This is a genomic window from Kribbella amoyensis, assembly GCF_007828865.1.
GTDB lineage: Bacteria > Actinomycetota > Actinomycetes > Propionibacteriales > Kribbellaceae > Kribbella > Kribbella amoyensis.
This window is the reverse complement of the sequence record NZ_VIVK01000003.1, coordinates 110,747-124,935: the sequence shown is the minus strand read 5'-3', so window position 1 is coordinate 124,935 and position 14,189 is coordinate 110,747. Positions and strand designations below refer to the sequence as shown.

The window sequence follows — 14,189 nt, the reverse complement described above, 5'->3', positions numbered from 1 at the left end:
CCGCACGGGCGAACCGATCACCATCCGGTTGCGCTGCATAGTAGGGGACCCCCACCCCACGATCACCACAGGGTGAGTCGCCCACTGTCCACAGCCCGTAATCGCCACCCCCACAAGGGCCCCCACCCCCATAAACTCTCCGTAACAGCCCAACAACTGGACGGAGGCAAACAGGGTGAACCACCGCTGGCGACTGCTCTGCCTCCTCCTGGTCACGCTCCTGGCCGTCCCCTGGACAGGGCAGGTCTCGTACGCCGAGGACGGCACCTGTGTCCACGTCGACGTCAGCATCACCGCCAACGGCGAACTGCTCTCCAAGGGCCCGCAGATCGCCAACGACGGCGGCTTCGGCCACGCGGGGACCGGACAGACGTTCACCTTCCGGGCCCGGACCTTCGCGCCGTCCCTGAGTATCTGCGTCATCAAACTGACCGACCTCCGCACCTGGCAGGTCGGAGCCTGGCCGTGCTCGAACTACCCCAAGCCGAAGCCGGCGCGAACGCAGTCCCTCGCCTGGACCGTGACGGTCCCGCTCGACTGCAAGGTCTCGTCGTCACCAGGTCTGCTGGGCGCTTCGCTGACGAACGGCCGCGGCTCGGCCGGGGGCTATGTCAACATCTACGCCGGCGCGCCTGGGTTCGTCCTCCCGGACAAACAGGCTCGGGGACTCTTCGGGCCCTTCGCCCTGCAGTCGGATCCGGTCAACTCGCTGACCGGCGCTCTGACGGCTGTCGAGACAGACGCGACCGTGGCCGGCCTCGGAGTACCGCTCGCCCTCGGTCGGACGTACAACTCCAACGACGACACGTCGGGGTCACTCGGACGCGGGTGGCGCGGCTCGTACTCCGATCGCCTTGTGATAGCTGGTACCGCCGTCACGTATCTCGCTTCGGACGGACGTGAGATCGGCTTCACCCGGCGCGGCACCGGCTACGCCATCGAACCTGGCGCCGCGCGTTTCCAGCTGACTGCTGCCGACGGTGGTTTCGTCCTCAAGGATCTCGACGAAGGGCGGATGCGTTTCTCCTCGTCGGGTGAGTTGCAGTCCGTGGTGGATCACAACGGAGTCGGTGTCACTCTGCACCGGGACTCCGGCCGGGTCGCGACGGTCCGCAACGGACGACGCTCGCTGAGCTACGCCTACGACGAACGCGGACTCGTCAAGACCGTGACGCTCTCCGCCCCAGGCACTGAGCCGAGGACCTCCGCACCTGGCAGGTCGGAGCCTGGCCGTGCTCGAACTACCCCAAGCCGAAGCCGGCGCGAACGCAGTCCCTCGCCTGGACCGTGACGGTCCCGCTCGACTGCAAGGCGGTTCGAGCAAGCCGTTCCTGACCACGGAGTACGACGACCAGGGCCGCGTCGTAGCCCAGACGGACGGCAAGGGCAGCAAGTCCACCTGGAGTTGGGAGCCGGCCGGGATCCGCGGTACCTCCACGATGACCGATCCGACGGGCGGCCGCTGGATCAACGAGTACGAACGCGGCTGGCTCGTCCGTCAGGTCGACCCGACCGGGAGCGCCGTCACCTTCCACTACGACTCGACCGGCAACCTCATTAGGGTCTTCGACGCATTGGGGCACGGCGCTCGTCACGCTTACGACGCCCAAGGACGAGTGACCAGTTCGACCGACGCCGGCGGCTTCACCACTCGTCGTCAGTACGGCAAGGGCAGCAACCCGGTCGCGGTGACAGATCCGTTGGGGCGCCGGACGACCTACACCTACGACCCACGCGGGAACCTGGTTGGGACGTCATACGCGGGCCAGTCCTCATCGGCGGGCTACGACACGCGAGGTCTGGTGACGTGGACCCGGGACGTCCTCGGCCGAGCCACTCGCTTCGCATACTCCGCTGACGGCGACCTGACCGGTGTCACCGATCCGGCCGGCCGCACCACCAAGTACGAGGTGGACGGCTGGGGGCGCCCGACGAAGATCGTCGGGCCGCGGGGCCAGACGTCTACTGTGAGCTACTCCGCGGACGATCAGCCGCTCGAGCAGCACGGTCCGTTGGACGTGACCACCAAGCAGAGCTACGACGACCAAGGGCGCTTGGCCGGATCGACCGATGCGCGAGGCGGTACGACCAGGTACCGCTATGACGAGGCCGGTCAGCTCGTCGGGGTGACCGCACCTTCGTCGCCGGAGGCCACCGCAGAGTTCGACGCGTCCGGCCGCTTGGTGAAGCAGATCGACGCGAGCGGCCGAGCACAGACCTTCGCGTACGACGCGGCCGGCCGGACCACGTCGACCGCCACCGGTGAGCGCACCTGGCGGTTCAGCTACGACAAGGCCGGCCGCTTGGTCCGGACCACGTTGCCGTCGGGCAAGTCGGCATCCTTCACGCTCGATGCCCGCGGCGCTATGACCCGCCTCGACTACTCGGACAAGACACCGTCGGCGTCGTTCACGTGGGACGCGGCAGGCCGGCGTACGTCGATGACCGACGTCTCTGGCACGACTCGGTTCGGCTACGACGGCCTCGATCGCGTGATCTCGGCTGGTCGGCCCGGTGCCGGGGTGACCTATCGCTGGGACGCCGCGGGGAACTTGCTGGCGCGTTCCGCGGGTGGACAGACCGAGACGTACGCCTGGGATTCCGTGGACCGCTTGGTCTCCGCATCGGTCAACGGGAAGCAGGCTGCAACCTACTCGTACGACCTGGCCCGCGGCTCGATCACCACGCGACGTCCGAACGGCCTGACTGAAACCCGGCAACTCGACCTCCGAGGCCGAGAGACCCGGCTGGACCTGACCCGCGCCGGCAAGCCGGTTCGTACCATCACCTCGACCTACGACGCGGCCGGCAACGTCCAGCGAACCGACGACTCAACCGCGGGCAAGGCCGCCTACACCTACGACGCGCTGAATCAGCTCACCGCGGTCTGCTACGACGCCGACGAGTGCACGGACGACGCGAAGGACTACATCCGCTACGCCTATGACGGGGCCGGCAATCGCACCTGGGAACAGCGCCCCATCGGCAGTACCTGGTCCATCTACGGCCCGAGCAACGAGCTCCAGGCATCGATCGCGGCGCCCGCGGCCTACCCTCGGGTCCCGCCTGTCGGCCGCGCCTACACCTACGACCCCGACGGCAACCTCACCTCGGACGGCGCCACGACGTACACCTGGACCGCCGCCGGGAAACCAGCCACCTCAGCCGTCGGTTCCACCAAGACGACCTACACCCACTCCGCCGACGGTCGTCGTCTGACCTCGACCACCAACGGCCAGACCACCAACTACCTCTGGGACCCGCACTCGCCCCAGATCCTGGGCACCAAGTCCCCGTCGGCGACCACCCGCTACAGCTATGCGATGGGCCTTCTCGCCCAAACCACGACGACCGCGAAGTCGACGACAACCACCGACCTCGCCGCCTCGGCCACAGGCTCGGTCCTCACCTCGGCCGACGAGAACCACACCTACGAACCGTTCGGAGCTCTGCGCGGCAAGGAATCCACGCCGACGAACCCGCAGGGCCCCAACGCCCAACCCGATCCGGCTACCCAGACACCTGGCTTTGCCGGCGGTCTCCGCCTCCCCAACGGCAACTACCTCTTCGGCCAACGCGAGTACAACCCCGCAGCCGGAACCTTCCTCTCCCCAGACCAAGGCCCCGGCACCCACCAGTACGGCTACGCCGCCAACAATCCCCTGACCCGAACAGACCTCACCGGCCTGTCGAACATCAACGGCACCCTCACAGACGTCTCCCAAATCTCCGGCTGGGTCTCGATCGGCACCGCAACAGCCGCCGTAGCCTGCACCCTCTACCGCCCGTGCGCCCCAGCAATCCCAGTCCTCATGCAAGTCTCCTCAGCCTCCGGCATCACCTCAGGCGTAACAGGAGGAGCCCTCTCAGCCGAAGCCTGCATAGTCAAGGGCAACTGCTCCGCGTTCGCCGCGAATCTTGCGATTGCTGGAGTTGCAAGTCGTCTCCCTGGGGTGGGGCAGAGAGTCATTGCCGCCAATGGGGGGCGAGCCCAGACCGCGGCAGGTGCAAGCACGGACCTGATCCGCGTCGCAGACTTCGCCAACGATCATGCCGCATTCAAACACTATGCAAAGCATGTGAAGGGAGTTGATCTCAAGAGCCCAGCCAAGCCTCGCGCCAAGAAGGGTGGCGCCGACTTGCCAGAGTTAAGAAATCCGGTTGCGTACCGAACAAGCGCGCGTGCTTTCATCGGGGGTGGAGGGTTTGATGGTGTTATAGAGGCGGTGCGTCTGCGTGACGGAGCGCTTGTGCGGTTCGATCCAGAGTCGGGTTATTTGGGCATTCGCTCGCGTGACGGTGTGATCCGAACCTTCTTCCGTCCGGATGATGGGGAAGACTATTTCTGGAGAGATGTGACGGGTGAGTGACACGGCTAAGTTTATTCAGGCTTTTCGTGATGCAGTCACCGACGCAGGGTGGCGACGTGTTATGGGGCCAACGGATGTCGTTGGGGAATGGGAAGATTTTGTCGAAAGCTGCACGGAGGGCTATCTGGATGACATCTACGAGTTCAACAATGATCTCGATATCCGAGCGCTCATCGAGCGATTGCTGAACGACAGAAATCTTGCCCGCTTCCAGCAGATGGGGTGGGTGCGTGCGCAAGTGTCGGAGGTGGACGAGAAATATCGTGCGATTCTGCGCCCTGAGATAGATCGCCCTACTCGACCGTGGTGGGAGGCGCGCCTCCCACGGCTCGCGGGCGCAGAGCTCGCGGAGGAGTTCAGGCTGCGCTACGGGGTTGAGGTTGAGGTGGTCAACGATTGACTGACGATCACACATCGACAGCGAACTCTGTTTGTCGAGATCACCTTGACTCGTCTGGATTAGCAGGTCCGGACCTGGCCGCGGGAGTTCCAGTCGAGGTACGGAGTCACCGTCGAGGTGATCCACGAATGAAGCGCGAGATCGAACAACAACGCCTGCTCGGAACGAAGGATGACCCGTCGGTTGGGGCGGTGGAGGTGGTCGCTCAGGCGGATGAACCCGAGGTGCTGCTTGGTCGGTGCCGCGAGGTTCTTGCGGTGGTGCTGTCATACGGGGAGTCGGACTGGCCTTCGCCGGCTCGATGGGCGGCGGTCTTGCCTTCGTGGTTCCTGGAAGCGTGCGGACCCGAGACGAGCCCGGCCGAGGCGGAGGAGTGGTTGCGCGCGTGGAGGTTGCTGACGCCCGACCGGCAGCTCGAGGTGGAGGCTGAGGAGCCGTGGACCCTCAGCGACTGGCTCCATTGGCTTCAACCGGGCGAGCGCACCTGGTACTGGCTCGGTGCGCGCATCCGTGATCCGCGAGTCCTGGTCATCTTGCTCGACGTCCCGGGCCATCCGTCGCCGGTCGGCGCACTGGACTGGCTGTTGAAGGCGGCCGGCGCTACCGAGGTCGAGATCCGATGAACCACAAGCCGAAGGGTCGTGAGCTGCTGTGAAGGCGTACACCGAATTGCCTGGGTTCGAGCACATGTTTCTCAAAGAGTCGTACGTGCTGGGCGTCACCGCTGGGCCGGCGTACGTGGACTTTGCGCTTGAGGTCGTGCTGACTCCGGGGCACTCGGAGTACGAGGCGCCGGGGCCGGAGATGTACCTGTGCTATCGGAACGGGCACCTCAGATTCGGCGATGTCGAGTACTTGGAATGGGCCGGCCAGGGCAGCCCTCCTTCCATCGACGCCACGGGTGAAGTCGACTACGACAACATCGACGTCTTCGAGTGGGACAGCCAGCAGTACGCGCTCCAAGGTGGCTTCGGTGCGATGAAGCTGACAGCACGTCCGCCTGAGCCTGGACGAGTGAGAAAAGCCTGACATGTGGTGGCGAAAGCGCACTGGGAGCGCACGCACCCCCGGCCGGGTGGACAAGGTGGGATGGGATGACCTTCTCGGCCGATTGCGGGCGGTCGTGCTCGACGTCGAGGCCTCGTTGGCGCCGGAGCGGGTACAGACGATCTGGGAATTGATCGACGTAGGTGAGCCGGGGATCGCGTTGGAGCTCCTTTGTGCGAACCTCGACGATCTGGAGATCGAGATCTCGTCCAGTACCTTCACCGCGATCAAGGCGGCGGGACTGACGATGCAAGTGGATCCCTCCTACTGGGAGGTGCTTCAGGTTGCTGAGCGATGAGCCGAGCGATCCGACGGAGCCCGCACGTGAGGTCGTCACGCGCAGGTACGAGTGTCCCGTTGTCGGATGGCTCTGTTGACCGTCAAGCCGTACGCGGTTTGGCCGCCGCCGGCGGGGTTGGTGATCGCGCCGCCGTACGAGCAACTTCTCGGGCCTGCTTCGTACGAGGTGTGCCCGCGTTGTGGTTTCGAGTTCGGGAACGACGACAACCCGGGGACCGCGGAACCGTCGTCGTTCGAGGAGTACCGGGCGGAGTGGGAGGCGGACGGTTGTCCGTGGTTCGAGGCGGGTCAGCGGCCCAAGAGATCGGACGAATGAGGAGGTCGCGGTGAAGCTGATACGCATCGGTTATTGGTCTGACGGTCGCGGGACCTGGCCCGATGTCCGGGACTTCGTTGATCCCGACTGGGACGAGGACGAGCGCATCGGCACGGTGCTCCACCTGCGCCAGGGGCTTGTTCCACGCGCCTACATGGGAATGTCGCCGTGCCGCTCTGTGGCAAGGCGAACGGCTCGGTCGAGCTCACCGATCTGCTCTACATCTGGCCCGAGGGGCTGGCGCATTACGTGAAGGAGCATGACGTGCGGTTGCCGGAGCGGTTCGTCAGGCATACGGAGTCCCAGCTGGAGCTCATGGACGACGTCGAGGTGGACGAGACCTGGTGGCTCGGGCAGCAGGCCGGGATCGCGGGAGCTTCGGCTGGGACGTGACGACGGGCAGCCGGGCGGTTGGTCGGGTTCTGCCCGTGAGCGACCCTGACAGGCGGTCGCGGGGGGAATCCGGGCCGTGGGCAACAAAGTGACGTGATGTGTCGCAGTGTTGAGGGCGTTCACGGCAGGTGACAGTGACTGACTGTGGGTTGCGGAAACCTTGCGGATGTGGGTGATTTCGTCACCAGATGTGATCGCGGACCGGCCCTTCCGGACATGACGGCGCAACGCTGATCACGGAGCGGGGTCGGGTGGTCCCGAAGTGGCTGTTGCTGGTGGCCCCGACTAGGGTAAGGCGGCTGCTGCCGGGGTCGCGGGTTCGGCGTACTCGCGAGTTCGGAACGAAAAGTGGCAGGCTACCCAGTGACGCCGCCCGCGCCGGGGCCGTCTTGTCGTCGACGTCGTCGGAGGTCGAACCACTCGATGTTCTCGCGCATTGCCATCATCAACCGGGGCGAGTCCGCCATGCGGCTCATTCACGCGGTTCGTGACCTCAACGCTCAGGCGGGTCCCGGCGGGCACCGGATCGAGACGGTGGCGTTGCACACCGAGGGCGAGCGGCGGGCGATGTTCGTCCGGGAGGCGGATCTCGCGTACGACCTCGGCCCCGCGGTCAACCGGCCGTACCTCGACTACGCCGTGCTGGAGAAGGCGCTGGTCGAGACGAAGGCCGACGCGGCCTGGGTCGGCTGGGGTTTCGTCGCCGAGGACCCGAACTTCGCCGAGCTGTGTGCCCGGATCGGGGTCACCTTCATCGGCCCGAGCCCCGAGGCGATGCGCAAGCTCGGCGACAAGATCGGCAGCAAGCTGATCGCCGAGGAGGTCGGGGTCCCGGTCGCGCCGTGGAGCCGCGGCGGGGTCGACACGCTGGAGGACGCGAAGGCGGCGGCCGCCCGGATCGGGTACCCGCTGATGCTGAAGGCCACGGCCGGCGGCGGTGGCCGCGGGATCCGGATGGTCGCGTCCGACGCCGATCTCACCGACGCGTACGAGCGGACCCGGGACGAGGCGGAGCGCGCGTTCGGATCCGGTGTCGTCTTCCTCGAACGCCTGGTCACCGGCGCCCGGCACGTCGAGGTCCAGGTGATCGCCGACGGCCAGGGCACCGCGTGGGCGATCGGCGTCCGCGACTGCTCGGTCCAGCGGCGCAACCAGAAGGTCGTCGAGGAGTCCGCGTCGCCGGTCCTCGGCAAGGACCAGGCCGAGGAGCTCAAGGCCAGCGCCGAGCGGCTCGCGATCGCCGTCGGGTACGCGGGTGCCGGGACCGTCGAGTTCCTGTACCACCCGGGCGAGCAGTTCTTCGCGTTCCTCGAGGTGAACACCCGGCTCCAGGTCGAGCACCCGATCACCGAGGTGACCACCGACACCGACCTCGTCAAGCTGCAGATCCACGTCGCCGCGGGCGGCCGGCTCGAGGGCGACAAGCCGGTCGAGGTCGGTCACGCGGTCGAGGCGCGGCTGAACGCCGAGGACCCGGACCGCGACTTCGCCCCGTCCCCGGGCCGGATCGCGCTGCTCGACCTGCCCTCGGGCCCGGGAATCCGGGTCGACACCGGGGTCGGTGAGGGTGACTCGATCCCGTCGGAGTTCGACTCGATGATCGCGAAGATCATCGCGTTCGGCCGGGACCGGGAGGAGGCGCTCGCGCGGTTGCGGCGGGCGATGACCGAGACCACGGTCGTGATCGAGGGCGGTGCGACGAACAAGAGCTTCGTCCTCGACCTGCTGGACGCGCCCGAGGTGATCGACGGCAGTGCCGACACCGGCTGGATCGACCGCGTCCGCGGTGAGGGCCGGCTGATCGCGCACCGGCACTCCGGCGTCGCCCTGGTCGCGGCCGGCATCGAGGCATACGAGACCGAGGAAGCCGTCGAGCGGACTCGCCTGATCGAGACCGCGCGCGGTGGTCGTCCCCAGGTCCAGCACCGCACCGGCCGGGCCGTCGACCTCAAGCTGCGCGGTACGGCGTTCAAGGTGACCGTCTTCCGGATCGGGTCGCACCGGTTCCGCGTCCTCATCGCGGACGGCGCGACCGAGCAGACTGTGGACGCCGAGCTGGACCGCATCGACCGGTACAAGAGCCGCATCGCGATCGGCGGCCGCACGCACCGCCTGGTCACGGCGACCCACGGCACTGTCCAGCTGGTCGAGGTCGACGGGGTCACGCACCGCGTAAGTCTGGACGAGGGCGGCGTACTGCGCTCGCCCGCGCCCGCCCTGGTCGTCGCGACGCCGACCGCTGTCGGTGACGAGGTCGCCGCTGGTTCGCCGGTGCTCGTGCTCGAGTCGATGAAGATGGAGACCGTACTCCCGGCGCCGTTCGCGGCCCGTGTCAAGGAGCTGCTCGTCTCGGTGGGCAGCCAGGTCGAGACCGGCGCTCCGCTGGTACGCCTCGAGCCCGTCGGCGACGGCGCGGAGGAAGCGGTCACCGAGAAGGAGAGTGTCGACCTCGACCTGCCGAACGGCGGTTCGCTGCCCCGGGACCTGGTTGCTCGCGAGGAGCGGCGCCGTGGCGATCTGGCCGCGATGCTGCTCGGGTACGACGTGGATCCGCGCGACGACGGCCGCACGCTGACCGCGTACCTGGACGAGCGCGAAGACCTCGTGGCCGAGGGTGTCCCGCCGTTGCAGGCGGAGCTCGCGTTGCTGGAGACGTTCGCCGACTTCGCCGAGCTGTCCCGCAACCGGCCTGCGGGGGAGGACCTGCACCTGGAGAACAGGGTGCACAGTCCGCGCGAGCACTTCCACACCTACCTGCAGAGCTTCGACCCCGAGCGGGGCGCGCTGCCCGAGGACTTCCGGGCCAAGCTCAGCCGGGTCCTTCGGCACTACGGCGTGACCGACCTGGATCGGACGGCCGAGCTCGAGCAGGCCGTCTTCCGCGTGTTCCTCGCGCAGCAGCGGTCCGAGCCGGAGGTCCAGCTGGTCACGGCGTTGCTGCAGCGCTGGATCACCGAGCCGGCGCCGGAGCCACCGCTCGACGGCGAGGCGCGCGACGTGCTCGACCGCCTCGTCACGGCGACCCAGCTGCGGTACCCGGTCATCGGTGATCTCGCCCGGAGCGTCCGGTTCCGGTGGTTCGACCAGCCGCTCGTCGACGCGGAGCGGGAGAGCGTCCTCGGCGGGGTCCGGGACGAGCTGATCGCGATCGGCGGCCTGCCGGACGGTGCGGCGCGCGACGCCCGGATCGACGCGCTCGCAGCGATCCCCGAGCAGATCGTGAAGTTCCTGGCCGAGCGGATCGAGGGCGACGAGCTGCCGGACCGCGAGCCGATGCTCGCCGTGCTGATCAAGCGGCACTACCGCGAGCACGCTCTGCGCGCCCTGCGCGAGGAGACCGTCGACAGGCGCCCGTTCGCCGTCGCCGACTACACGCTCGACGACCGCCCGACGCACCTGGTGTCGACCATCGGACGCGTCGACGAACTGACCGAGGACAGCCGGCTCGTCCGCTCGATCACCGCCCAGCTCGCGACCGCGCCCGAGGGACACCAGGGCGTCACCGACCTGTACCTCTCCTGGCCCGGCGTCCCCGATTCAGCGGACGAAGCGGCGACACTGCTCGCGGACAAGCTCGTCGGCCTCGGCTTCGCCCACGAGGTACGCCGGGTCGCGGTGGCCGTCTGCCCGGACGGTGACCGCCCGGTCGGGTACTTCACCTTCCGTCCGCAGCCCGACGGCACCCTGATCGAGGACGCGCTGGTCCGTGGCGTCCACCCGATGGTGGGTCGCCGGCTGAACCTGTGGCGCTTGCGCGAGTTCGACGTCACCCGGCTGGACGCGCCCGAGGACGTCCTGCTGTACCGGTGCATCGCCAAGGGAAACGAGGCCGATCAACGGCTCGTCGCGCTGGCCCAGATTCGCCAGCTCGCCGTCGTCCGGGACGAGAACGGCCGCGTCGTCGGGCTGCCGCACGCCGAACGTGCGATCGCGAACTGCCTCGAGGCGATCCGCCGGGCCCGGGCCGCGAGCGGTGCGGCCGGCGCACGGCTCGACCTGAACTACGTCTGGGTGCACATCTGGCCCGCCATCGAGGCCGACGTGGACCAGCTGACCGCGCTGAAGACCAAGATCGCGCCGGTCACCGCGGGCGCCGGGATCGAGGAGGTCCTGGTCGCCGGCACGATCCGCTACCCGCGCGGTACGGAGGTCCAGCGCACGGCGCGGTTCCACTACCAGCCGGGGTCCGGTGTCGTGACCTCGCTCGTGGGCCCGACCACCGAGCACCTCAAGCCGCTCGACGACTACACGCAGAAGGTCGTCACGGCACGGCGGCGCGGCGTCGCGTACCCGTACGAGCTGCAGGCGTTGATCGCCGGTCGCGGCGGGACCGCGACGGAGTACGACCTCGACGACACCGGCAAGCTGGTGCCCGTCGACCGGCCGTACGGGCTGAACAAGGCCGGCATCATCGCGGGCGTCATCTCGACCCCGACCGAGCGGCACCCGGAAGGCGTCAAGCGGGTCGTGCTCTGTGGCGACCCGCTCCGCGCCCTCGGCGCCGTGTCCGAGGCGGAGTGCTCGCGGATCATCGCGGCGCTCGACCTCGCGGAGTCGATGGGCGTCCCGGTCGAGTGGTTCGCGGTGTCGGCCGGGGCCCGGATCTCGATGGACTCGGGCACCGAGAACATGGACTGGGTCGCGCGGGCGCTGAAGCGGATCGTCGAGTTCACCCAGGCCGGTGGCGAGATCAACATCGTGGTCGCGGGCATCAACGTCGGCGCCCAGCCGTACTGGAACGCCGAGGCGACGATGCTCATGCACACCAAGGGCATCCTGGTGATGACGCCGGACAGCGCGATGGTGCTGACCGGCAAGCAGTCGCTCGACTTCTCCGGCGGCGTCTCGGCCGAGGACAACTTCGGTATCGGCGGCTACGACCGCGTGATGGGCCCGAACGGGCAGTCGCAGTACTGGGCGCCCGACCTGGCCGCGGCGCTCGGCATCCTGATGACGCACTACGACCACACCTACGTCGCCGCCGGTGAGACCGGGCCGCGGCGCGCGCCGACGGACGACCCGCACGACCGCGACGTCACCGAGTACCCGCACGCGCCGGCCGACTCGGGCTTCACCACGGTCGGCGACATCTTCAGCGCCGCGACGAACCCGGATCGCAAGAAGGCGTTCGACATCCGCACGGTGATGTCCGCGGTGTCCGACCAGGACCACGCGACGCTCGAGCGGTGGGCCGGGATGGCGGACGCGGAGACGTCGGTCGTGTACGACGCGCACCTCGGCGGGATCCCGGTCACCCTGATCGGGATTGAGTCGAAGTCCGTCACCCGCCGGGGCTTCCCGCCCACCGACGGCCCGGACGTCTACACCGCCGGCACGCTGTTCCCGCGGTCGTCGAAGAAGACGGCCCGCGCGATCAACGCCGCCAGTGGGAACCGCCCGGTCGTCGTCATCGCGAACCTGTCCGGCTTCGACGGCTCACCGGAGTCGATGCGCAGCCTGCAGCTCGAGTACGGGGCCGAGATCGGTCGCGCGATCGTCAACTTCGACGGGCCGATCGTGTTCTGTGTGGTGTCCCGGTACCACGGTGGCGCGTTCGTCGTCTTCTCCAAGGCGCTGAACCCGCGGATGACGGTGCTCGCCGTGGAGGGCTCGTTCGCCTCGGTCATCGGTGGTGCTCCGGCGGCCGCGGTCGTCTTCACCCGCGAGGTCGACGCGCGGACGGCGAAGGACCCGCGGGTCAGCTCGCTCGAACACCAGCTGGCCGAGGCCTCGGAAGCCGAGCGCGCCTCGCTCGCGACCGAGCTGGCCGAGATCCGGCGCGACGTGCGGAGCGAGAAGCTCGGCGAGGTGGCGGCGGAGTTCGACCGGGTGCACAACATTCACCGAGCGGTCGAGGTCGGCTCGGTCGACGAGGTGATCGCCGGGTCGGACCTGCGGCCGAAGATCATCGCGGCGCTGGAGAAGGGCCTCGGCCTGAACTGACCTGCTCGAACGCCACCACTCGGCTGAGTGGCGGCGTTCGGGTCAGCGCGCGGTAGTGGTCAGTCGAACGGGCTGGCGGCGATGTGCTGAGCGATCGCGTCGGTGAGTGGGTACGGGCGTTCGGCCGGGAGTCGGGAGCGGGCCGCTTCGGAGTCCGTGCGGGTGAGAGCGTGGATCTCCTGCATCTCGGTGGTGACGTCTTCGAGCCGGGTGATCCAGTCGTGCACGTAGCGCGGGACCGCTTCGCCGGCGAGGCCGATCTGGATCGAGCGGACGTCCGGCTGAGGTTTCAGGTGGAGAGTCTGCTCGGGGTCCCACTGGATGCGGACCGGGGACTCGCGGAGCGCGGCGCGCCAGGCTGATTCGTCCGGGTGGTGCTTGCGGTCGTAGTGGCTCAGGCAGCTGTGGGTCAGGGCCCACTCGAAGCCTTCGCGGGTGAGGTGGATGCGCAGGACCCGGGTCTGGCCGGGCTTGGTGGCCCAGCCGGAGCGGTACGCCATCCACAGGAACGACGGCTTGATCCAGGTCATCCGGTGCAGTCCGAACGGTGGGACAAAGGTGCCCGCGGCAACGGCCGGTCCGGCGATCTCGGGGGAGTACGCCTGGTACACCGCGATCGTCTGGTCGTCGTACAGCGCGCGGATCTGGCGTCGGGGTACGGCGTTGGTGGGTTGGTTCATCGGTTTCGTCATTCTGGTGGTCTTGGTCAGAGGGTGGTCAGGAGGAGATGGAGTGCGAGTGCCGTGATGAGCGTGCTCGACACCAACGCGGTGAGCAACCGGGCTCGCGGGGTGGTCAGGAGTCGCCCGAGGACGGCGCCGCCGCCGGCCAGCAGGAGTTGCCAGGACGCGGACGCGACGAACGCGGCGACGATGAAGACGACCTGCTCCGCGTACGCCGGGGAGGTGGCGTCCTGGCTGCCGAGGACGAGCGCGGTGAAGTAGATGATCGTGGTCGGGTTGAGCAGCGTCATGCCGAGAAGGGCCGCGAACGCCCGGAGCGGATTCGGCGGGGTCCCGGCGGCCCGGTCGGTGGACTGCAGGCGCCGGTGTTGGGCGATCGCTGTCGACGCACCGCGGATCGCCAGGGCCAGGAGGACCACGACGGAGATCCACTTCAGTGGCGTCGTGATCGGGGCGAGGACGGGCGCGATCGCCGAACCGCCGAGCGTGGCGAGTAGGGCGTACAAGCCGTCGGCCGTGGCGACCCCGAGCGCGGCGGCGGCGCCGACGCGGAGTGTGGTGCGCGCGGTGAGGGCGACGAGGTACGTACCGATCGCGCCGACGGGGATCGCGATGCCGTAACCGGCCACGAGCCCCGCGACCAAGGCCGCGATCATGATGCGCGGCTGATGGGCCTCCGCCTCGCTCCGGTCTGCTGCTGGCCCGCCACCGAACGCTCGGCGGAGGTCAACAGCAGA

At 68.3% G+C, this 14,189-nt stretch carries 11 protein-coding genes; 9 read left to right on the top strand and 2 right to left on the bottom strand.

From position 1 onward, the window contains the following. The first annotated feature begins 175 nt into the window (after positions 1-175). The 9 genes from FB561_RS34635 (at position 176) to FB561_RS34595 (ending at position 12,769) form a co-directional block, all read left to right on the top strand. On the top strand, positions 176-1,291 hold the full coding sequence (locus FB561_RS34635) for a DUF6531 domain-containing protein (protein ID WP_145814310.1): 1,116 nt from the start codon (positions 176-178) through the stop codon (positions 1,289-1,291). Further along, positions 1,233-4,370 (top strand): RHS repeat-associated core domain-containing protein, encoded by a 3,138-nt coding sequence (locus tag FB561_RS34630; RefSeq protein ID WP_145814309.1) that lies wholly within the window; start codon positions 1,233-1,235, stop codon positions 4,368-4,370. The genes FB561_RS34635 and FB561_RS34630 overlap by 59 nt, the downstream gene beginning before the upstream one ends. Continuing rightward, a complete protein-coding gene (locus FB561_RS34625; protein WP_145814308.1) occupies positions 4,363-4,770 on the top strand; it encodes a hypothetical protein in 408 nt (135 codons plus the stop codon). The genes FB561_RS34630 and FB561_RS34625 overlap by 8 nt, the downstream gene beginning before the upstream one ends. A 128-nt stretch (positions 4,771-4,898) precedes the next feature. Continuing rightward, complete coding sequence (locus FB561_RS34620) at positions 4,899-5,393, top strand: hypothetical protein (protein ID WP_145814307.1); 495 nt, start codon at positions 4,899-4,901, stop codon at positions 5,391-5,393. Positions 5,394-5,421: 28 nt separating this feature from the next. Further along, positions 5,422-5,799: a hypothetical protein gene (locus FB561_RS34615; protein ID WP_145814306.1), complete on the top strand. Its 378-nt coding sequence runs from the start codon at positions 5,422-5,424 to the stop codon at positions 5,797-5,799. A gap of 46 nt (positions 5,800-5,845) precedes the next feature. Then, positions 5,846-6,115: a MafI family immunity protein gene (locus FB561_RS34610; RefSeq protein ID WP_170284933.1), complete on the top strand. Its 270-nt coding sequence runs from the start codon at positions 5,846-5,848 to the stop codon at positions 6,113-6,115. Between the two features lie 66 nt (positions 6,116-6,181). After that, positions 6,182-6,433, top strand: a complete 252-nt coding sequence (locus FB561_RS34605) for a hypothetical protein (protein WP_145814304.1) — start codon at positions 6,182-6,184, stop codon at positions 6,431-6,433. 168 nt (positions 6,434-6,601) lie between these two features. Further along, positions 6,602-6,826 carry a hypothetical protein gene (locus FB561_RS38410; protein ID WP_202881006.1) on the top strand — a complete coding sequence of 75 codons (225 nt, stop codon included), beginning with the start codon at positions 6,602-6,604 and terminating at the stop codon, positions 6,824-6,826. Positions 6,827-7,249: 423 nt separating this feature from the next. After that, a complete protein-coding gene (locus FB561_RS34595) occupies positions 7,250-12,769 on the top strand; it encodes an ATP-binding protein (RefSeq protein WP_145814303.1) in 5,520 nt (1,839 codons plus the stop codon). Positions 12,770-12,828: 59 nt separating this feature from the next. Here the strand turns inward: FB561_RS34595 and FB561_RS34590 are convergent, their stop codons facing one another. Both FB561_RS34590 and FB561_RS34585 read right to left on the bottom strand, forming a co-directional pair. Further along, entirely contained in the window at positions 12,829-13,449 is a 621-nt protein-coding gene (locus FB561_RS34590; protein ID WP_145814302.1) for a DUF4291 domain-containing protein, read from the bottom strand. 26 nt (positions 13,450-13,475) lie between these two features. Then, on the bottom strand, positions 13,476-14,108 hold the full coding sequence (locus FB561_RS34585) for a LysE/ArgO family amino acid transporter (protein WP_145814301.1): 633 nt from the start codon (positions 14,106-14,108) through the stop codon (positions 13,476-13,478). Between the last annotated feature and the right edge of the window lie 81 nt (positions 14,109-14,189).

Coding starts and splice junctions, on each gene's coding strand:
- FB561_RS34620 (WP_145814307.1), top strand. CDS start 4,899: ATGAAGCGCGAGATCGAACAACAACGCCTGCTCGGAACGAAGGATGAC.
- FB561_RS34595 (WP_145814303.1), top strand. CDS start 7,250: ATGTTCTCGCGCATTGCCATCATCAACCGGGGCGAGTCCGCCATGCGG.
- FB561_RS34605 (WP_145814304.1), top strand. CDS start 6,182: ATGGCTCTGTTGACCGTCAAGCCGTACGCGGTTTGGCCGCCGCCGGCG.
- FB561_RS34585 (WP_145814301.1), bottom strand. CDS start 14,108: ATGATCGCGGCCTTGGTCGCGGGGCTCGTGGCCGGTTACGGCATCGCG.
- FB561_RS34590 (WP_145814302.1), bottom strand. CDS start 13,449: ATGAACCAACCCACCAACGCCGTACCCCGACGCCAGATCCGCGCGCTG.